The following is a 20,511-nucleotide window of genomic DNA, read 5'->3' on the forward strand; positions in this document are numbered from 1 at the left end:
GTGGGGTATGACGGATATCAGGAGTGTTGTGGCGGCGGAGCGGGCCGAGCTGGCGGACGTCCTGGCCGGGCTGCAACCGGAGGACTGGGACAGGGCGACGCTGTGTGATGGGTGGCGGGTGCGGGAGTTGGTTGCGCACGTCACGCTGCCGTACCGGATGTCGTTGCCGCGGTTCGTGGCCGGGATGGTGCGGGCCGGTGGCAGGTTCAATCGGTACGCCGATCGGCAGGCGCGGCGGGATGCGGTGGAGCTGACGCCGGCGCAGCTGGTCGAGTGTTTGCGTCAGAACCTCAACCACCCGTGGAAACCGCCCGGTGGCGGTTACGAGGGCGCGTTGTCGCATGACGTGATCCACGGCCTCGACGTGACCGTTGCGCTGGGCATCGATCGGCAGGTGCCGACCGAGCGGCTGCGGATCGTCTTCGACGCGATGCGACCACGTCACGCCAAGTACTTCGGCGTCGACCTGACCGATGTCCTACTGCAGGCCACCGATCTCACCTGGACCTACGGCACCGGTACACCTCTCACCGGCACGGCACAGGACCTGTTACTGGTCCTGAGCGGCCGTAGCCTCCCACCGAACCACCTGTCCGGTCGCGACGCCGACCGCTTCACCGCTGGAGTGACCCGATGATCATCAGCCTTCCCATCGAGGACCGGCCGCGTTCGTACGCCTTCTACCAGGAGGCACTCGGCCTGACACCGGTCGGCGAGCTGGACGACGACGGCATTCCCGAACCGCTGCAGTTCCAGCTGGCCGACGGCGTACGGATGATGCTGATCCCGACCGAAGGATTCGGCTGGGTGCTGGGGGACCAGCCCGCCGCACCGCATGGCCAGAGCGAGTGCATCCTCAGCGTGGAGGTCGAAAGCGAGGAGGCCGTCGACGCGCTGGCCGCCAAGGCGGTCGCTGCCGGGGCGGTGCAGGTGACGGCGCCGACGCGCAAGCCGTGGACCTACATGGCCACGTTCACCGACCCCGACAGGCACCTCTGGATGGTCACAGCTCCTTGAGTTCGAGGGCGTAGTCGCCGTGGGTGGCGGTCCGGAGCAGGATCCGGCCGGAGTCGACGGTTGCGTCGGTGATCGGGTCGTCGACGTACAGCCCGGCGATCCGGGTGCCGGCCGCCGGATCCCACACCGCGACGTTGCCGCCGGTCGATCCGGTGACCAGCACGGTCCGGTTGTTCAGCGACCCGATCGCCACGCATTCGACCGCCGAGGCGCGGTCGGCCGGGTTCTCGATCCGCTTCCCGTCCGAGATCGTGTACAGCCGCGCCCGCCCGTCGCACGCCACCGCGACGATCGCGCCGTGTCCGGGAAGGTTGCCCAGGGCCACAGAGGTCGCCTGCTCCAGGTTCGGCTTGACGTACAGCAGATCCCAGCCGTGCTCGAGAATGTACGACGACAGCTCGACGAACGGCCCGGCGATCGCGCGCGGACGCTCGCCCGCCCCAGCCAAGGTCCGCCGGTCCCAGATCCAGACGGCACCGTCGACCGATCCCGTCGCGATCACCGGCACGCCGTCCACCTCACCGGCCGCCGCCACCGACTGGGGCCAATCTTCCGGCCGGTCCAGGTCGAGTGGCCGTGGGCGATACATGTCGCGCGGCGGTTCGTTGCCAAGCGCCTCCGGGACCGTGGTCGGCACGAACCCGTCGTACCGCCAGCGTTCGGTCGAGGCGCTGCGCAGCCGCGAGAGCGTGACACCCTCACGGTTCGCGTCGTACTCGATCTGCTGCAGCTGCACCAAGGTGGTCTTGTCGTTGTCGGGCGCCACGGCGACGATCGGATGTCCGCCGACGACGCCGATCGCGATGGCCCGGGTGCGTTCGTCGTACGGCGACTCCTCGACGTACGCGTGCCCGTCGGTGAACCAGAACAGGCGGCTGCCGATCCCCGCAGCGACCACGAACGGCGCGCCGATCCGGGCGCCGGCCATGACATCCAGGAGGCTGTCACTGTCCGACTGGATCGGATCGGTCCGCCAGCCCTCGCGGCCGTCGGCCGGATCGATCAGCAGAAGGCGGTGGGCGCGGTCCCCGCCGGGCTCGTCCTGCACGGCCAGGAGTACCAACGCGTCGTCACCCTCGACCCCGAAGCCGCGGACGACGAGGGCCCCGAGCGCCGGCGAGAGCTCGATGGGCCGCAAGGTCACCGCGTCGACCATCTTCAGTGAGCTGTCGAAGTCGATGCCGGCGATGACCTGCCGTCCGTCGACCCGGCCGACCCCGAGGGCATGACCGAAACCGACATCCGCCGCGGCGATCTGCTCCTTGGTGCGGGCGTCCCACACCTCGAGGATCCGGTCGTATCCGGCCGAGGTCACCACGACCGGGCGACCGTCGATGACCGACATCGCGACCGCGGTCGCCCGGTGGCCGAGCGGGATCATCGACCTGACATCCGGTACGCCGGTCCGCGGATCCCACAACTCGATCCGGGTATCGACCGCGATCGCGACCACCGGCAGATCGTCGATGTGGCCGAATCCGAGACCGCGGACCTTACCGGTGGTGCTGTAGGTCGACTCGAGATCCGCTCGCCAGTCGAGGCTGCCCTCGACCATCCGCAGCCAAGGTGCCGTCGTGAGCTCGCCGACCGCGTCGCCGAGCCCGGTCATGGAGGCGCCGGGATACTCCTTCAACCTCGCATGCAGTTGCCCGGCGAGCTGCGTGGGATCGCGGGTGAGCGCGGTCCGGCTCCGGCGGAGGGTGCGTTCCACCACGTCGACGGGCTGGAACGTGGTCATCCACCGGACCATCGCGTCGACGTCGTCGCGGGACGCGTCCTGTTCCATCACGAGCTTGGCCGCGGTGATGACCGCATCGGTCTGGTCGACGCCCAGCAGGTCGACCGCGCGGGCCAGCCAGCCGGCGTCGGTCACCAGGTCGACGACCGCCTGCGACGCCGGTGCGATCCGGTCCGCGTCGGCCACCAGATGCTCGGCGAGGTAGCGCACCGGGTAGAAGTTCGCGTCCGCCCAACCGTCGATGGCCGCCTTCTGCCGCGCTGCCAGTGCGCGCGCGATCCGTCGGTGACCGGCGGCGTACGACGGCTGCGCGTGGAAGTGCTCCACGAACGTCTGGTGGGCCAGCCGGTAGGTGCTCTGGCCGTGCTCCCCGTCGAGCATGACGTACGGCGCCGCTTCGACGAGCAGGTTGTCGAGATCGGTCTCGCCGGGCCGGCCGTCCGTGAACGCGCCGGCCGCCGTCGCCCAGATGCCGTCGGCGCGCGGGAGTCCGCGGCCACGGGCGTGGCCAAGAGCCTCGAGCAGCGGCCGGAAGTTGCGGTTGGCAACCGTCAGCCGATCCACAGCGATCGCGAACAGGCCGCGGTTGTCCTGCTCCAGCAACTCTGCGAGCTCCGGCTGGGCCTCGGCGGTGAGCAACTCGGGCCGGGCCAGGATCTCGTGCACAGCCAGCCGGGCGTAGAGGAAGTGCCGGTTGTGCGCGCCGACACTGCGCGCGGCAGTGGCCGCGATACCGCGGTTGATGGGCAGTGCGCTCAACCGATGCTCGACGTACCTCGTCACCGCGTCGGGATCGAGGTCCACCGTCACGGTCCCGATCGGCGCGAGCGCGTCGAGCAGGTTGGTGTCGATGGGCGCCGGGTGGTCAAGCCCTTCGTTGGTCGAACGGCGCGTGCCGACGACGACCCGGCAGCCGGGCACCTCGGCCAGTTGCCGCAGTACGGCGGCCACCGCCAGCGGATCCTGCGCCTCGTCGAGCGCGTCGACCATGACCGTACTGCCCTCGACCACCGTCCGTAGGCCTTCGAGCGTGGTGGAGACGTCCGGTTCCTCTTGGAGGTCGGCGGCCACCCGGTTGATCACTTCTGTGGTCGTCAGGCCGGTGAGCAGGACTGTGGCGTCGAAGACGTCGTCCGGCGGCTGCTCCGGCGCTGCCATCCGCTGGACCCGGTCGGCGCGGATCAACAGCTCGCGCAGCGACGGGTTGCTGTGTACGACGAGATTGCCGAGTACGGCGGACTTGCCCGAGCCCGCCGGCCCGGTGACGGCGAGCAGCCCGGAGTCGGTGGTGCGCAGCCAGTCGGTGATCTCTCGATGCTCCCGGTTGCGCCCTTCGAAGTACCAGGTCGGCTCACCGAGCTCCGCGCCCTGCGCCTTGGGGACGAAGAACTTGCGCTGATCCTCGGGCAGGCCCTTGAGGAATGCCTCCAGCTCGAGATAGACGTCCTGGGGCGCGGTGACGCCCGCGCCGAGCGGCCGCGGTGGCGGAGTCAGCGGCCGAGCCTGGCCGAGCCCGACCGGGATCGCGAAGCCGAACGCCAGGTGTTCCTCCAGCCGCCCGACCAGGTCGGCCACCCGGATGACCTCGTCGTTGGGCGTGAAGGACTTCAGCGCCAGGTCCAGAGCCTTCGGCACCGCCTCGAGGAAGCTCGATCCGGTACCGCCGCCACCGAGCAGCGCGAACCGTTTGGCCGGATTCGTCTTGGCCAGGGTCTTCGCCGCCAGCAGTTGCACGAACCGCTCGGCGCCGCAGGCCTCGATGACGACCAACGTCCACGCGCCGTGGTCCTCGCTCCGGTCCCGCCACTCGTCCGCCAGGTGATTCGCCAGTTCCTCCGCGCTGTGACCGGAGCCCTTCCGGTGCTGTGTGCTGTTGTACGACGCCAGCCAGGCATCCTCCGTATCGGACTCGCCATGGCTCACCCAGACCAGGACCGAACTCCGCGGCCCGTCCCGATCGGCCCAGGCGCCCAGCTCGTGCCGCACCCAGTCGGCGTCCGGCCGGCCGTCGCTCCACGGATGCACGACCCCGCCGTACGGCGCGAGCAGGTCGGCGATCGCCTTGACGTCGGCCTCAGCCGCGATCGACGCGAACGGCCGTCGTACCTCGGTGCTGTATGTCGCGATCGGGATCGGGAAGATCGTGAACGCGGGCTCGCTCATCGGTCCGCGTCCTCGGGTGGGACCGCCAGGACCTGCTCGGTGACGCCCGATGCGCCGCCGCCCTTCACCTCGACACGGTAGACGCCTGGCTCCCCGAGGACGACGGATGCGGTCAGTGCCCCGTCGCGACGTTCCAACGGGGGCACCGCGACCTGCCAGCGGTTGAAGGCGTCGACGACCCGGCACGTCGTACCGGCCGCGTCCGCGCCGGTCACCGTGACGGTGAGCGGTTCTCCCACGGAGACGACGTCGGGTACGTCGATGCCGATCTCGCCAGGTCCGAGCGGCGGACCGGCGGTGTCGTTGGTCAGTACGTCGCGCACATGCGAGATGGCTTCCTCGGTGGCCGCGACGGCGCCGTGGGACTGCGGCAGCGTGCCGGGAGGCAGGCCGAATCCGGCGGCCGACCGGCGGAACACCGTGCCGTCGCCGCGCAGATCCAGCCGCTCCCGGATCACTCCGGCCGGATCGGTGATGCACGTGTGCATCAGGGGTGTCAGTGCGCCGTCGCGGATCGACAGACTCTGCATCGTCGGCTGTTCGATGCCGATGAGCAGCCGCAGACTGCCGGCCTCGCCTTGCATGAGTTTGTCGTGCCGCAGCAGGGATTCCTCGGCGAGTTCCCGGTCGCCGTCGAGGCTCTCGACGTCCCCGGGCTCGAGCCGGCGGGCCGTCGTACCTTCATCGACACAGCGGTAGAACGGCAGCAGGTCGTACAGCCCGGGCATGTGCTGGACCAGTTTGCGCAGACGTTTGCGCGGAATCGGCAGACCGTCTCCCGAGCGGAGGATGTACGCCGACTTCACGGAGCCGTAGTACGGCGTGCCGAGTGTGACCGTCGTCCGCACGTCCGACGTACCGCCGAGCACGTGCAGGTAGTACCGGGCGACCAGGCCGCCCATCGAGTGCGCGACCAGGACGACCTTCGCGTCGGCGCTGCCGGACGGATGCGCCCGCCACTGGGACAGGTGCCGATCGACCAACCGCTCGAGCTCGTGGGCGTTGTGTTCCACGGACAGCCGCCAGTCGTACGGGAACTCGCACAGCGCATCCGGATGTGCGAGCACCCGTCCGATCCCGGCCAGCAACTTCGTGTACGGCTCGAAGCCCTTCAGTACCGGCGCGAACGCCGGGAAGCGCAACAGTCCGGTGGCGCGAACGCGGCCGGTCCGGCCGGCCCGTTCGTCATCCGTGACGGCCAAACGTTTGAGCGCTCTCCCTGTCGTCCACGCGCTGACCCACCAACTCGCGTCGTCGAGTCCCCACAGGACATCCCCCGACTCGACGTCGGCCAGCGAACTCCCCATGATTCCCGGGATCACGATGACGGCATCCCGGGACACGGCCCCCACTGCGTCCATCCGAACCCACCCCCGGATTCAGTCTCGATCCGGGCCGGGCGAATTACCAGACCGTGGCCGGGTGGCGAAGCTTGGCCGGACGGAGCGCCCTCTTGGTGGCTGATTGACCGGCTGCTTGACGGTGGAACAGGCGGCCGCCGTACCGGAGCCACTCGACCTGTCCGTCCGTGCCGCGGACGAAGTTGGCGCGGACGTGCGTGGGTGTGCCGTCCGGGTTCTGCGCGAGCACGTAATCCTTGCGGTAGAAGGCGAATCGGAACAGCGCCTGGCCGCCCACACCGGCGAGCAGCTCACCGCTGTCGGCGGTGAGGTCGAGACCGAGCTCCTCCGGCTTGCCGTCGAAACCGATCTGCTGGGAGACGTAGGTGCCTTCGTAGGCGGCCAGCCGGCTCGGCGGCAGCTCTTGCGGTACGGCGGGCAGATTGCTGACGCCGGCGAACTCCTGCAGCGCCCAGTCGTCTGCGAACAGCTCTGCCACCAGCGACGGGCCGCTCTCGGAGTTGGTGAGCAACGTGATGGCGAAGTCCCGCTGCGGCACGAACAGGAAGCCGGAGTGCTGACCTGACCAGTCGCCACCGTGCTGCACCACCGTCGGGCCCTGCGCGGTCGGCCGCAGCATCCAGGTGACACCCACCCCGTTCAGCTCCACGAACAGCGTGCCGCCCGGACCCGGGTGCGACTGCATAGCCAGCCTGCTGCGGTCGCTGAGCAGTCGAGGCAGGTCTCGATGCCCCAGGTGGTACCGCGCGTACCGGAGCTGATCCCGGGCGCTCGAGATCAGGCCGCCGATCGAGTGCAGCGCCCGCGGCATCGCGTCGAACGACGGCTCGACGACCGGCTTGCCGTCGACGATGTTGTGCGACGCGGCGACGCTGAAACCGTCCAGCTCACTGTGGAAGAACCTGCTGTGGGCGAGCCCCAGCGGATCGACGACCAGCTCGCGGGCGGCGGTCTCGTACGGCTTCCCGGCCACCACCTCGATGATCCGCCCGGCCACGCCGATCGCCGCGTTGTTGTACGAGAACACTTTCCCGAGCGGCGTGAGCTGCGGGACCTTCGTCATACCGGCGACGTACTGCGCGAGGGCTTCGTCGCCCTGGCCGGTGTCCCAGAAGTAGTCGCCCTGCCAGCCGGCCGAGTGGTTCAGCAGTTGGCGGACGGTGACTCGCGCGGCGACCGACGGGTCCTGGGTCGCGAAGTCCGGAAGGTAGGCGCGGACCGGTCGGTCCAGGCTGATCCGGCCGCGCTCGACGAGTCGCATGATCGCGGTCCCGGTGAACGTCTTGGACGTCGAGCCGATCCGGAACACGGTGTCACCGGAGACCGGTTCGCCGGTGTCGACGCTGGTGACGCCGAAGCCGCGGACGTACTCCCGGCCGCGGTACCAGACGCCGAGACCGGCCCCGGGGATCGCGTACTTCGCCATCCCCGCCTCGACCTTCTCGGCCAGTCGCCCGATCCCGGCCGGTTCGCGCAAACCGGCCGCCGGGGCGGGCAGGGTGGACAATGCGGCAACCGGAACGGCAGCGGCCGCGGACTTGAGCACGGTACGACGGGTGAGCGACACGTCAACGTCTCCTCGGGCGGGTAGTAATGCTTCCGATGCCGCTATTATTACCAGAATTGGTATCAATGGATACCCTGAAAGAACCCTGATGGAGAGCCGATGGAGGAGTCCGCGACCCCGGTGCTGGACGTGCTGCTGCACCCGATCCGCTGGCGCATCGTGCAGCGGGTGCTGGGCCGCGAGGTGACCACCACGGACCTGAAACGCGACCTGCCCGACATCCCGGCGACCACCCTGTACCGGCACGTCGCCGCGCTGATCGATGCCGGCTACCTGACGGTCGTCCGTGAACGAAAGATCCGCGGCACCACCGAACGCACCCTCACCCTCGACCAGACCAAGGTCGGCCGGATCGACGAGCGCGAAGCCCGCGCAATGACCCCGGACCAGCACCGACAGGCGTTTCTGATGCTCCTGACTCGCCTCGCCGCCGACTTCGACCGTGTGGTCGAGAGCGGAGACCTGTATCCACGGATGCATCAGCTGGGCTACTCACAGCTCGCCCTCTACCTCAGCTCGGAGGACATGGCCGCGTTCCGCGCCGGTTTCGAGAAGCTGATCGAGCCCTACCTGGCCGAGTCGCCGGGCAAGGACCGCGTCGTACTGTCGATGTTCTCGTTGCCGGACAGCTGATCTAGCGGCGCGTGAGGCGGAGCTGGGCGACGTCGAGGTAGCCGGAGGCGAAGCCGGCCTCGCTGTAGGCCAGGTAGTACTCCCACGCCCGCCGGAACGACTCGTCGAAGCCCTCAGCCCGGACGACGGGCCAGTTGGCGACGAACCGTTGCCGCCACCGGCGGAGCGTCTCGGCGTAGTCCGCGCCGAAGCGGTGGTCGTCGTCGACCGTCAACGTGGTGTGCCGCTCCACGGTCTCGTCGATCGCGGTGCGGGACGGGATCAGACCGCCCGGGAAGATGTACTTCTGGATCCAGCTGTACGAGTTCCGGGTGGCGAGCATCCGGTCGTGGTCCATCAGAATCGCCTGGAGTGCGACCCGTCCATCTGGTGCGAGCAGCTGGTCCAGCGTGCGGAAGTACTCCGGCCAGTACTCCTCGCCGACCGCCTCGATCATCTCGACGCTGACGACGGCGTCGTACGTGCCGGTCACCCCGCGGTAGTCCTGCAGCCGCAGGTCGATCCGGTCGACCAGACCGGCATCAGCAACGCGTTTCTGCGCCAGCTGCAGCTGCTCGGTCGACAACGTGATGCCCGTGACCTGCGCGCCACGACGAGCGGCAGCGATCGCCAGCGTGCCCCAGCCGATCCCGACTTCGAGCACCCGGCTGCCGGGACCCACATCGGCGAGATCCAGGATGCGTTCGACCTTGCGGGACTGGGCTTCCTCGAGGTCCTGGGCAGCCAGCGGTACGTCGTGGTCGAACAGTGCGGAGCTGTACGTCAGGCCAGGGTCCAGGAACGCGGTGAAGAGCGCGTTGCTGAGGTCGTAGTGCGCACTGATGTTCTCCCGGGCACCGGCCGGTGTGTTGCGACGGAGGCGAGGTATGCGCCGGTCGACGACCCGCCGGAGGCGCAGGAGGTACGGCGGCACGAGCTGTGCGACCCGTGCTGCGAACGGGGTCAGCAGGTCGCTCAGGTCAGTGCCGTCGGCAGCAGCCCAGTCGCCTGCCATGTACGCCTCGCCGAGACCGATCTTGGGGTTGTGGGCGAGCCGCTCGAACAGTGAGTCCGGGCGGACGATCCGCAACACCGGTGCGTCCGGTCCGCCGCCACCGTGGACCGTGCCGTCCGGATAGACCGCGCGTACCGGGACCTGGTCGAGGATGCGATCGACGATCAGCCGGGTGATCCGGGCACGGACGCACAGCGGGCGCAGGACGGGGTGTCGCAGGCAGAGTGGTTGGGCCATGGTTGGACTGCTCATCGGAGTCCTCTCTGGAGCCGGTGCACCGGGCGTCGGACGACAGGTAGGCGGCGCGCCCACAGCCACACCCCGTTGAGGCGGATCAGCAGGGACACCCGCTGCGACATCAACGGCATCCGTACGGCGGCAGCGAGAGTCGCCCGACGGGTGGCCGGGTGCGGTACGCCGTCGAAGCTCGCCCCGAAGACCGTGTGACCGTCGCGGGACAGGCTCACCTGCACACGGATCCGGTCGTGGCCGAGCTCGAAGCTCAGGCGGTACTGGCCGGAGACGTCGTTGAACGGCGAGACGTACAGCTCCTTGGGAGTCTCGGCGGTGCCGTGCTCGTCCGGTCGGAGCAGGTACGCGTGCCGTTCGCCGTACGTGTTGTGCACCTCTGCGACGACGTACGGGGCGTCGAGGCACCAGAAGACGGTCAACGGGTCGAAGACGTGGCCGAAGACGCGGGCGTTGGCGAGCATGACGACGCGACCGTCGTACCTGATGCCTTCACTGGCGAGGTAGCGACGCAGGTCGGCCTTGATCGTCGGACCGTGGCCGCCGAGGTGGTCGCGGACGTCGAAGCGCGCCAGCGGACGCAGGTACCAGGGCTGGTGCGGTACGTCGTCCAGATCGACCAGCCACTGGTACACCCGGTACCGGAACGCGTGGCGGATCGGAATCCGCCGCCCGTGCCGGACGGAGCCGGTGACGATCGCCGGGAGTGTGGGGAGCACACCGGCGACCGTCACCAGCGGACCCCGAAGGACTCGGCCGCGGCGACGCCGGCGCGACAGCCGTCCTCATGGAATCCCCAGCCGTGATACGCCCCTGCAAACGTGATCCGGCCGGTGTTGAGGGCTGCCAGCCTGCTCTGCGCGGCGACGGCCTTCGGGGTGTAGACGGGGTGCTGGTAGTCGATCCGCTCGATCACCTTCGCGGGATCGACCGTCGTGGCACCGTTCAGGGTGACCAGGTAGGTCTCGTCGGTCTCCAGACGCTGCAACCTGTTCATCCAGTACGTCGTCAGCGGGGCACCGGAGCCGATGATGTAGTTCCACGACGCCCGGGCGCTCTTGGTTGCTGGAAGCAATGAGGTGTCGGTGTGCAGGACCGCTGTGTTGCGGCTGTACTCGAACGGCCCGAGCACCGCCTTCTCCAGCGGCGATGCGTCGGCGAGCAGGTCGAGCGCCTGGTCGGCGTGGGTCGCCAGAACCACCCGGTCGAACTCGGACGCAGCGCCGTCGGGGCCGTCGGCAACAGTCACCGTGACGCCGTCCGGATGCCGCTGCACCGCGTGGACGGGACGGTGTGTGCGAACGGCGCCGACCCGGTCGGCGAGCGCGTCGACGTACTGCCGGGAGCCGCCGGTAACGGTCAGCCATTGCGGTGAGCCGCTGACCGAGAGCATGCCGTGGTGGTCGAGGAACCGGAACAGGTAGCGCGCCGGGTAGGTCAGCGCCGAGCTGCCGCCGCAGGACCAGACGCAGGACACCACGGGTACCGCGTACTGCCGGACGAAGGCCGGGCTGAACCGCTCGGCCTCGAGGAACTCGTCGAGCGTCGTGAGATCGTCGTCGCCGGTCCGGGCCAGGTAGGCGGCGGCTCGGCGGTGGAAACGGCGGACCTCCCCGAGCAGCCTGAGAAAGCTCCGGTCCAGGACCCGGCGCCGCTGCGCGAAGACTCCGGCCGCGCCGCGCCCGCCCGCGAACTCCAGCCCGCTCGCCGGGTCGCTGATGCTCATGCTCATCTCGGTCTGCTGGGTCCGGACGCCGAGCTCGGCGAACAGTTTGCGGAGCAGGGGATAGGTGCGGGTGTTGTGGACGATGAAGCCGGTGTCGATCGCGAGCCGGCGTCCGGCAGGGTCGGTGACGTCATGGGTGTGGGCATGCCCGCCGAGCCGTGGTTCGGCCTCGAACAGCGTGACGTCGAAGCGCCGGGCGAGCAGGTAGGCGGCGGTGAGACCGGACACGCCGGCGCCGATCACCGCGACGGACTCGGTCATGGGCAACGCCTCCAGGCTGTCTAAGGTCTGTCTAAAGATTAGGCAGATGACTAGCTCTAGTCAAAGGTCTGTCTAAAGTTTGTATACTGTGTGACCGTGGAGACTTCGGTGCCGGGCGGACTTCGGATCGGTGCGCTGAGTAAGCGCGCCGGGGTCAGCGAACACGTGCTGCGCGCGTGGGAGTCGCGCTACGGCCTGCTGTCGCCGACGCGCTCGTCCGGTGGCTTCCGGCTGTACTCCGAGACCGACGTGCGTCGGGTCCAGCGCATGCGCGCCTACCTCGCGGACGGCCTGTCCGCCGCCGAGGCGGCCCGCGCTGTGCTGGCAGAGCCGGCCGCTGCGGCGCCCCCGCCTCAGGACCCGGTCGTCGTACGGCTGGCCGAGACCAACGGGCCGGTGAGCCTGCGGTCCGCTCTCGACCTGCTCGACGAGCGGGCCGCGCACGTCGTACTGGACCAGCTGTTCGGTGCGTTGACCGTCGAGGCCGTGATCCGCGACGTGCTGATTCCGTACCTGCACGAGCTGGGGGACCGGTGGAGCCGCGGGGACGTGACCGTCGGCCAGGAGCACTTCGCGAGCAACGTGATCCGGAGCCGGCTCGCTGCGTTGTCCCCGGGCTGGGGCGGCGGCCGCGGGCCGCAGGTTCTGCTGGCCTGTCCGCCCGGTGAGCTGCACGACATCGCGCTGCTGTCGTTCGGACTGGTACTGCGGCGCTCGGGGTGGCGAGTGGTCTTCCTCGGCGCCGACTCACCGACCGGCGACATCGAGCGCACAGCCGACGCGCTCGAACCCGACCTGGTGATGCTCGCCGCCTCGGACGCGTCCCGCTTCGACGCGATCCGCCCGGAACTCGTCCGGCTCGCGCAGAGCCGGCCGGTCGCACTGGCCGGCCCCGGTGCATCCGCGGAGCTGGCCGCCGCCGTCGGGGCGCAGTACGTCGACGACGACCCGGTCACCGCCGCAGAGCGATTGGAGGAGAGTCGATGATCGTCATCGAACGTGAAGTCGCCGTCGCCACCACACCCGAGCGGGCGTTCGACTACCTGGCCGACTTCCGCACCACGCAGGAGTGGGATCCCGGGACGGTCCGCACCGTGCTGGTAGCGGGTGCAGGCGGCGAAGGTACGACGTACCGCAACACGTCTCGCTTCAACGGCCGCGAGACCGAGCTGACCTACGTGGTCGAGGAGTACGCCCGGCCGGACCGGATCGTCCTGCGCGGCGAGAACCGGACGATCGTTGCCCGCGACACCATGACGTTCCGCAGCGAGGCCCACATCACCCGGGTCACGTACCGCGCCGAGTTCCAGCTCAAGGGTCTCGCCCGGCTCGCTGAACCGTTTCTCCGCAGGTCCTTCGAGCACCTCGGCGAAGAGGCCGAGGAAGGTCTCCGCAACGCGCTGGGGAAGCTGGCCGCATGAGCGGCGCTCTGGACACCCTCCTGGACCGCCTGGTCGTCCCTGGCTACACGAGGCTCGGCTATCGCCTCCGGAGCAGGTCGTGGCCCGCCGACGACCCCCGCCCGAACGCCCTGGCCGGCAAGACCGCCATCGTCACAGGCGCCCGCGGCGGCCTGGGCAAAGCCACCGCCGCGGGCCTCGCCGCCCTGGGTGCCACCGTCCACCTGGTGGTCCGTGACGCCGCCAAGGCCGCCCGTACCGTCGCAGACCTTCGCGGCGAGGACCCTAACGCCACGTTCGTGCTCGACGAGTGCGACATCTCCGACCTCGACGCCGTACGCCGCTACGCCGCCACCTGCGCCGGGCGAGTCGACGTACTGGTCCACAACGCCGGAGTCATGCCCGCCCACCGCACCGAATCCCCCCAAGGCCACGAACTGACGCTGGCGACCCATGTCCTGGGCCCACTGCTCCTGACCGAGCTGCTCCGCCCCAACCTCGTCAACGGCCGCGTGATCCTGGTCGCCTCAGGAGGCATGTACACCCAGCCCCTGCCCACCGACCCCGAGTACCGCGACCCGCCGTACCGCCCCGCCACCGCCTACGCCCGCACCAAGCGAATCCAAGTAGCCCTGACCCCACTGCTGGCCGCACACCTGGCCCCCACCTTCGTAGCCACCATGCACCCAGGCTGGTCCCAAACCCCCGGCCTGACCAGCTCCCTCCCCACCTTCACCACCCTCACCAAGCCGTTCCTGCGCACCCCCACCCAAGGCGCAGACACCACGATCTGGCTGGCAGCAACCACCCCCCAACCGCCCACAGCCAACTTCTGGCACGACCGCAAGATCCGCCCGACCCACTACCTCGCCAGAACCCAGGAATCCGCAATAGAACGAGATGCGATCTGGACCTACTGCCGCAAGTCGGCAGGCATCTGAAGCGCCACGAGATCGCGCGGGCGTCGCCTGGGGGTCCGGGGGCGAAGCCCTCCGGGCGGGGTCTGGGGGTTGCACCCCCAGAAAGCACAACGAGCGATCCACCGCTTGCGCATTCTGCAAGCAGGGATCGCTCAGGATCCGAGCGCCCCCGGCAGGATTCGAACCTGCGCACCCGCCTCCGGAGGGCGGTGCTCTATCCCCTGAGCTACGGGGGCTCAGGAACGAGCAGAACATTAGCAGCATGTTCATGCCATCTCCGAATCGGGGCTTCGGCGTGGGGGTAGAAATCTGGGCATGCGCAAACTGGGGATTTCTCTTGTTCTCGTGCTAGCCGCCCTCCTTCTACCCACCCAGGCCCACGCCGTCGCCGGATGGCACGTCGTCGGGTCCGACAACGCCCGTCCGCTCGACGAAAGTCAGGGACTCGCCACGGTGACCCGTGGCGGCACAACGCAGTACCGCTACACCGGTGTCGGCACGATTCCGGCCGACCTGTTGACGAGAGGCTGGAACCACGTCGGCGACCCGGGCGCCGCACAGGGCTGGTACGTCGAGCCGTACCAGCGCGACGACCGCGGCGGGAAGCTGTACCGCGTGCAGTCCCCGTCGGGCACCTGGTCCAACTACGTGCACGCACTGGAGTCCTGGGAGGCGAACAACAACAGCTTCGCCGCAGTGTCCCCGGACGCGCAGTGGATGGTGACGGGGGAGTGGGGAACGATGGACCGCCTCCTCGTCCTCCCCATGCCCGGTGTGGCCGCGACGGACCCGTCGAAGAACCTCCCGTACGCGTCGGCGATCCGCCTCGACCACCAGGTGCGCGACGTACAGGGCTGCGACTTCGTGACCGCCACTCAGCTCCTGTGCTCCTCCGACGACCCGGACGGCACCCTGTTCGGAACGACGAAGCCGCTGCTGCAGGTCGACCTGACCGGTCCGGCCGGGTCCGCCGACGTGACCGGGCACGTCACGTCCCTGGGCCAACTGCCGCTGCAGAGCGGCTGCTCCGGTGACTTCGAGGTCGAGGGCATCGACTACTTCGAGGCTGACGGGACGCTGCGGGTGATCGTCATGTCACCGGGGATCTGCATCGGGATCGACAGCAAGACGTACCGGTTCCAGCGCTGACCCTGTCGATCGTCGTACGGGGGACCCCTGAGCGGACCCTGGAAGACCTGGGGAACGGGATCAGATCTGCCGTGGGCGCCGTCATAGTGGACGTAAGCCCAACGGTGGAAAGGAAAACGGTACTCATCATGGCAAGCTCACTGGTCCGCCCTACACACGGTCGCTGGATCGGCGGTGTCTGCGCCGGACTGGCTCGCCGGTTCGGTATCTCCGCCAACACGATGCGGCTGATCTTCGTGATCAGCTGCCTCCTGCCCGGCCCGCAGTTCCTGATCTACATCGCGCTCTGGATCCTGGTCCCGGAAGAGCGCTGACCCCCGCCCGCCGGCCGCCGCGGCGCACCTGGCAACCTGACTCTTCATGAGAGCAGGCAGGTGGCGCCCGGCGGCCGCGGCTGCTGTGCTTCTCGTCAGCGGAGCACTCGCCGGCTGCCAAGTCGGCCCGGCAGCGCCGGCGGCGGCCGAACTGAGGACCGGCGCACCGCCCTGGGACGCTCCCCGGGACGCGGTCTCGTACATCGACAAGGCCGGTTTCGAACGGCTCCCGCTCGACTTCTCCGGCCCCTCGCCGTACACGCTGACCATCGCGGTCACGGTCGACGGCAAACCCGTGCAGGTCCCGGCCGGGATCGGCATCGACAAGCTCCGCGCCGAACAGGCCGCCATCCACACCCACACCACCGACGGCCAGGTCTGGGTCGAGGCCAAGACCGCCTCCGAACACCCCACCCTCGCCCAGTTCTTCACCCTCTGGGGCCTCCGGTACGACGCCAAATGCCTCGCAGACGCCTGCACCGACCTGAAGATCACCGTCAACGGCACCCCCGCGCCCTGGAACACCCCACTGACCCGCAACGCCCACGTCATCGTGACCGTACGTCACTGATCCGCGCGGTGACCGGGTCGGGAGCGACCGGCGTACCGGGCTGTGGATGGTGAGTCAAGGGTTTGGGGGACGGGCCATTAGGCTGATCCGGTGACCCCGGAACAGCTCGCTGAGAAGATCCTGCAGGCCCTGGCCGCGCTCGCCGCCGACGGCGCCATCACCGTCGAGGGCGGGCTGCCGCGCGAGCTGAAGGTCGAGCGACCCAAGAACCCCGAGCACGGGGACTACGCGACGAACGTCGCCATGCAGCTGGGCAAGCGGTCGGGGATGAACCCGCGCGCGTTCGCCGAGCTGCTCGCCGCCAAGCTGCGGGGCGACGAGGCCATCACCGCGGTGGAGATCGCCGGCCCGGGGTTCATCAACCTCCGGGTAGCGGCCGACGCCCAGGGCAAGGTCGCGCAGGCGATCCTCGACGCGGGCCCGAAGTACGGCACCAGCGACAGCCTCCAGGGGCGGGCGATCAACCTCGAGTTCATCTCCGCGAACCCGACCGGCCCGCTGCACCTCGGCCACACCCGCTGGGCCGCCGTCGGTGACGCGCTGGCCCGGGTGCTGGCCGCCGCGGGCGCGAGCGTCAGCCGCGAGTTCTACATCAACGACCGCGGCAACCAGATGGACAAGTTCGGCGCCAGCCTGCAGGCGGCCGCGCACGGGCACCAGATCCCCGAGGACGGGTACCACGGCGAGTACATCCTCGACCTGGCGAAGCGGATCGCCGACGAGGTCCCGGACATCCTGACGCTGCCCGAGGACGAGCAGGTGATCGCGTTCCGCGAGGCGGGGTACGAGCGGCAGCTCAAGGAGCAGCAGGAGCAGCTCGAGCACTTCCGGACCAAGTTCGATGTCTGGTTCTCGGAGCGCAGCCTGCACGAGCAGGACGGCGTACCGCACGCGATCCAGAAGCTCCGCGACCAGGGACATCTGTACGAGGCGGATGACGCGCTCTGGATGCGGACCACGGACTTCACCGACGACAAGGACCGCGTCCTGATCCGGTCGAACGGCGAGCCGACGTACTTCGCCTCCGACGCGGCGTACTACGTGAACAAGCGCGAGCGCGGTTTCGAGACGTGTATCTACATGCTCGGCGCGGATCACCATGGGTACGTGAACCGGCTGAAGGCGATCGCGGCCTGCGCCGGCGACGACCCCGAGCACAACATCGAGGTCCTGATCGGCCAGCTGGTCAAGATCCTCAAGGGCGGCGAGGAGATGAAGCTGTCCAAGCGGGCCGGCACCATCGTCACGCTCGCGGAGCTGGTCGAGGAGGGCGGCGTCGACGCCCTGCGCTACACGCTGTGCCGCTACCCGACCGACTCGCCGCTGACCCTGGACATCGAGGAGATGACCCGCCAGGCCAGCGAGAACCCGGTGTACTACGTGCAGTACGCGCACGCCCGGCTCGCCTCGATCCTGCGGAACGCCGACGAGCTCGGTATCAAGCTGGACGAGTTCGACCCGGGCCTGCTCAGCCACGAGCGCGAGGGCGATCTGCTCCGCGCGCTGGCCGAGTTCCCGCGGGTCGTCGCCACCGCCGCGGAGCTCCGCGAGCCGCACCGCGTCGCGCGGTACCTCGAGGACACGGCGTCCGCGTTCCACAAGTTCTACGACAGCTGCCGCGTGCTGCCGCGCGGCGACGAGGAGGTGGAGCCGGTGCACAAGGCTCGCCTGACCCTGGTCTCCGCGACCCGGACCGTGCTCGCCAACGGGCTCGACCTGCTCGGCGTCTCCGCACCGGAGCGGATGTGAGGGCGCACGAGGCGGGCGCGCTGCACGCCGACATCGGCCACAAGGCTCCGCAGTGGCTGCGCGCCCCGCGTGACCCCAACGACCTGGTCGCCGCGCTCTGGTCGACCACGGCCAAGAAGAACGGCGAAGGTGCCCTCGAGGTCGGCGGCGTCGACGTCCGGGAGCTGGTCGCCGAGCACGGCAGCCCGGCGTACGTGCTGGACGAGGACGACTTCCGCGCCCGGGCCCGCGCGTTCAAGCACGCCTTCAAGGACTTCGACGTGTACTACGCCGGCAAGGCGTTCCTGTGTACGACGGTCGTCCGCTGGGTGATGGAGGAGGGCCTGAACCTCGACATCTGCAGCGGGGGCGAGCTGGCCGTCGCGCTCCGCGCCGGTGCGGACCCGAAGCGGCTCGGTTTCCACGGCAACAACAAGTCCGTTCCCGAGCTGGCCCGCGCGCTGGACGCCGGCGTCGGACGGATCATCGTCGACTCGCAGTACGAGATCACCCGGCTGATCGAGCTGGCGGCGGAGCGGAACGTCGTCGCGCCGGTGATGATCCGGGTCACCGCGGGCGTCGAGGCGCACACCCACGAGTACATCGCGACCGCGCACGAGGACCAGAAGTTCGGGTTCTCGATCACCTCCGGCGCCGCCTTCGAAGCCGTTGCCCGGGTCAACGAGTCCCCGGAGCTGGAGCTGCTCGGCCTGCACTCGCACATCGGCTCGCAGATCTTCGATTCGTCCGGGTTCGAGGTCGCCGCGAAGCGCGTGATCGCCTTGCACGCAAGGGTTTCCGACGAGCTCGGCGTCGACATGCCGGAGCTCGACCTGGGCGGCGGTTTCGGGATCGCGTACACCACCCAGGACGACCCGTCCGACCCGGCGCAGCTGGCCACCGAGATGGGCAAGATCGTCGAGCACGAGTGCCGGGCGTTCGGCGTCGAGGTGCCGAAGGTGTCGATCGAGCCCGGCCGCGCGATCGTCGGGCCGGCAATGTGCACGGTGTACTCGGTCGGCACGGTCAAGGAGGTCGAGCTGGACGCCGGCGCCGCCCGGACGTACGTGTCGGTCGACGGCGGGATGAGCGACAACATCCGCGCCGCGCTGTACGACGCCGACTACTCCTGCACGCTCGCGAACCGGTACTCCGACACCGCGCCGACGCTCGCGCGCGTGGTCGGCAAGCACTGCGAGGCCGGGGACATCGTCGTGAAGGACGAGTTCCTGCCCTCCGACGTCCAACCGGGCGACCTGATCGCGGTTCCCGGCACGGGCGCGTACTGCCGGTCGATGGCGAGCAACTACAACCACGTACCGCGGCCACCGGTGATCGCGGTCAAGGACGGCCACCTGCGCGTCGTCGTACGCCGTGAGACCGAAGACGACCTGCTTCTCCTGGACATGGGGGCCGCCCAATGACTGATGACAAACCTCTGAAGGTAGGCCTGCTCGGTTGCGGAGTGGTCGGCACCGAAGTGGTGCGGATCCTGACCGAGCAGGCGGACCATCTCGCGGCCCGCGTCGGCGCCCCGCTGGAGATCGCGGGCATCGCCGTACGCCGTCCCGGCCGCGCCCGCGACATCGCCGTCGACCCGGACCTGATCACCACCGACGCGCAGGCGCTGGTGTCGCGCGGTGACCTGGACCTGGTGATCGAGGTGATCGGCGGTCTCGAACCGGCCCGCGGCCTGATCCTGACCGCGCTCGAGCACGGCGCCTCGGTCGTCACCGCGAACAAGGCGCTGCTCGCCGAGGACGGCCCGACGCTGTTCGCCGCCGCGGAGAAGTACCAGCGCGACCTGTACTTCGAGGCCGCCGTCGCCGGTGCGATCCCGATCCTGCGGCCGCTGCGCGAGTCGCTCGCCGGTGACGACGTGACCCGGGTGATGGGCATCGTCAACGGCACCACGAACTTCATCCTCGACAAGATGGACAGCACCGGCGCCGGTTTCGACGAGGCGCTCGAGGAGGCCCAGGCGCTCGGGTACGCCGAGGCCGACCCGACCGCCGACATCGAGGGTTTCGACGCCGCCGCGAAGGCCGCGCTGCTGGCCAGCCTGGCGTTCCACACCCGGGTCTCGATCGCCGACGTGCACCGCGAGGGCATCACCGAGGTGACCGCGACCGACATCGCCTCGGCCCGCGAGATGGGCTGCGTGGTGAAGTCGCTGGCGATCTGCGAGCTGGACGAGCGGACCGACTCCGTCAGCGCCCGGGTGTACCCGGCGATGATCCCGGTCACGCACCCGTTGGCCAGTGTTCGGGACGCGTACAACGCGGTTTTCGTGGAGAGCAAGGCAGCCGGCCGCCTGATGTTCTATGGTCGTGGTGCCGGCGGCGCCCCGACGGCCAGTGCAGTTCTCGGGGATCTGGTGTCCGCCGCGCGCAACCGGCTCAAGGGTGTGCCGGGGGTCGGCGAGTCGTCGTACACCCAGCGGGCCGTGCGGCCGATGGGCGACGCGATGACCCGCTACCACGTGTCGCTGGACGTGGCCGACAAGGCCGGTGTGCTGGCGGCGGTGGCCCATGCCTTCTCGGAGCACGACGTGTCCATCCAGACCGTCCGCCAGGAGGGCCGGGGCAGTGACGCGCAGCTGGTGGTGGTCACCCACACCGCGACCGACGCCGCGTTGTCCGCGACCGTGGAGTCCTTGCGGGACATGGACATCGTCCGTGAAGTCAGCAGTGTGATGCGGGTAGAAGGCGAGTAATTCA

The 20,511-nt window shown here is 69.4% G+C and carries 18 protein-coding genes and 1 tRNA gene; 12 read left to right on the top strand and 7 right to left on the bottom strand.

The window, feature by feature from the left end:
- Positions 1-7: 7 nt before the first annotated feature.
- Positions 8-637 carry a maleylpyruvate isomerase family mycothiol-dependent enzyme gene (locus E0H92_RS28645; protein ID WP_131498466.1) on the top strand — a complete coding sequence of 210 codons (630 nt, stop codon included), beginning with the start codon at positions 8-10 and terminating at the stop codon, positions 635-637.
- A complete protein-coding gene (locus E0H92_RS28650) occupies positions 634-1,017 on the top strand; it encodes a VOC family protein (RefSeq protein ID WP_131498467.1) in 384 nt (127 codons plus the stop codon). The genes E0H92_RS28645 and E0H92_RS28650 overlap by 4 nt, the downstream gene beginning before the upstream one ends.
- Here E0H92_RS28650 and E0H92_RS28655 read toward each other — a convergent pair.
- Genes E0H92_RS28655 through E0H92_RS28665 form a run of 3 tightly spaced genes read right to left on the bottom strand, consistent with a single transcriptional unit; the run spans position 1,004 to position 7,846 of the window.
- Positions 1,004-4,918 (bottom strand): nSTAND1 domain-containing NTPase, encoded by a 3,915-nt coding sequence (locus E0H92_RS28655; protein WP_131498468.1) that lies wholly within the window; start codon positions 4,916-4,918, stop codon positions 1,004-1,006. The genes E0H92_RS28650 and E0H92_RS28655 overlap by 14 nt on opposite strands.
- On the bottom strand, positions 4,915-6,279 hold the full coding sequence (locus E0H92_RS28660; RefSeq protein ID WP_131498469.1) for an esterase/lipase family protein: 1,365 nt from the start codon (positions 6,277-6,279) through the stop codon (positions 4,915-4,917). Before E0H92_RS28660 ends, E0H92_RS28655 begins: the two co-directional genes overlap by 4 nt.
- A 43-nt stretch (positions 6,280-6,322) precedes the next feature.
- The gene (locus E0H92_RS28665) at positions 6,323-7,846 is read right to left on the bottom strand and encodes a serine hydrolase domain-containing protein (protein WP_202873891.1); all 1,524 of its coding nucleotides are present in this window, start codon (positions 7,844-7,846) and stop codon (positions 6,323-6,325) included.
- A 99-nt stretch (positions 7,847-7,945) separates the two neighbouring features.
- On the opposite strand from E0H92_RS28665, the gene E0H92_RS28670 reads away from it, so the two are divergent.
- The gene (locus tag E0H92_RS28670; protein ID WP_131463426.1) at positions 7,946-8,479 is read left to right on the top strand and encodes a helix-turn-helix domain-containing protein; all 534 of its coding nucleotides are present in this window, start codon (positions 7,946-7,948) and stop codon (positions 8,477-8,479) included.
- Position 8,480: 1 nt separating this feature from the next.
- On the opposite strand, the gene E0H92_RS28675 is transcribed toward E0H92_RS28670, so the two are convergent.
- The 3 genes from E0H92_RS28675 to E0H92_RS28685 are packed head-to-tail and all read right to left on the bottom strand — an operon-like array spanning position 8,481 to position 11,709.
- Entirely contained in the window at positions 8,481-9,725 is a 1,245-nt protein-coding gene (locus tag E0H92_RS28675) for an SAM-dependent methyltransferase (protein WP_131463427.1), read from the bottom strand.
- Positions 9,722-10,456: a DUF1365 domain-containing protein gene (locus E0H92_RS28680; RefSeq protein WP_131463428.1), complete on the bottom strand. Its 735-nt coding sequence runs from the start codon at positions 10,454-10,456 to the stop codon at positions 9,722-9,724. Before E0H92_RS28680 ends, E0H92_RS28675 begins: the two co-directional genes overlap by 4 nt.
- Entirely contained in the window at positions 10,453-11,709 is a 1,257-nt protein-coding gene (locus E0H92_RS28685) for an NAD(P)/FAD-dependent oxidoreductase (protein WP_131463429.1), read from the bottom strand. Before E0H92_RS28685 ends, E0H92_RS28680 begins: the two co-directional genes overlap by 4 nt.
- Before the next feature lie 96 nt (positions 11,710-11,805).
- On the opposite strand from E0H92_RS28685, the gene E0H92_RS28690 reads away from it, so the two are divergent.
- From E0H92_RS28690 to E0H92_RS28700, 3 genes are read left to right on the top strand one after another with little or no spacing between them, the layout of a single operon-like run.
- On the top strand, positions 11,806-12,696 hold the full coding sequence (locus E0H92_RS28690) for a MerR family transcriptional regulator (RefSeq protein ID WP_165550085.1): 891 nt from the start codon (positions 11,806-11,808) through the stop codon (positions 12,694-12,696).
- Complete coding sequence (locus E0H92_RS28695) at positions 12,693-13,130, top strand: SRPBCC family protein (RefSeq protein ID WP_131463431.1); 438 nt, start codon at positions 12,693-12,695, stop codon at positions 13,128-13,130. Before E0H92_RS28690 ends, E0H92_RS28695 begins: the two co-directional genes overlap by 4 nt.
- Positions 13,127-14,050, top strand: coding sequence for an SDR family NAD(P)-dependent oxidoreductase (locus tag E0H92_RS28700; protein WP_131498470.1), 924 nt, complete (start codon positions 13,127-13,129; stop codon positions 14,048-14,050). Before E0H92_RS28695 ends, E0H92_RS28700 begins: the two co-directional genes overlap by 4 nt.
- A gap of 143 nt (positions 14,051-14,193) precedes the next feature.
- Here E0H92_RS28700 and E0H92_RS28705 read toward each other — a convergent pair.
- Positions 14,194-14,265, bottom strand: a tRNA-Arg gene (locus E0H92_RS28705).
- A 79-nt stretch (positions 14,266-14,344) separates the two neighbouring features.
- On the opposite strand from E0H92_RS28705, the gene E0H92_RS28710 reads away from it, so the two are divergent.
- From E0H92_RS28710 to E0H92_RS28735, 6 genes are all read left to right on the top strand, one after another.
- Entirely contained in the window at positions 14,345-15,178 is an 834-nt protein-coding gene (locus E0H92_RS28710; protein ID WP_131463433.1) for a hypothetical protein, read from the top strand.
- A gap of 128 nt (positions 15,179-15,306) precedes the next feature.
- On the top strand, positions 15,307-15,492 hold the full coding sequence (locus E0H92_RS28715; protein WP_131463434.1) for a PspC domain-containing protein: 186 nt from the start codon (positions 15,307-15,309) through the stop codon (positions 15,490-15,492).
- 46 nt (positions 15,493-15,538) lie between these two features.
- Entirely contained in the window at positions 15,539-16,063 is a 525-nt protein-coding gene (locus tag E0H92_RS28720) for a hypothetical protein (protein WP_131498471.1), read from the top strand.
- Between the two features lie 90 nt (positions 16,064-16,153).
- A complete protein-coding gene (gene argS, locus E0H92_RS28725) occupies positions 16,154-17,812 on the top strand; it encodes an arginine--tRNA ligase (protein WP_131498472.1) in 1,659 nt (552 codons plus the stop codon).
- Complete coding sequence (lysA, locus tag E0H92_RS28730; protein ID WP_131498473.1) at positions 17,809-19,215, top strand: diaminopimelate decarboxylase; 1,407 nt, start codon at positions 17,809-17,811, stop codon at positions 19,213-19,215. The genes argS and lysA overlap by 4 nt, the downstream gene beginning before the upstream one ends.
- A complete protein-coding gene (locus tag E0H92_RS28735; protein ID WP_131463438.1) occupies positions 19,212-20,507 on the top strand; it encodes a homoserine dehydrogenase in 1,296 nt (431 codons plus the stop codon). The genes lysA and E0H92_RS28735 overlap by 4 nt, the downstream gene beginning before the upstream one ends.
- The last annotated feature ends 4 nt before the right edge of the window (positions 20,508-20,511 follow it).

Origin of the sequence: Kribbella speibonae, from assembly GCF_004331375.1 — a bacterium.
Lineage (GTDB): Bacteria > Actinomycetota > Actinomycetes > Propionibacteriales > Kribbellaceae > Kribbella > Kribbella sindirgiensis.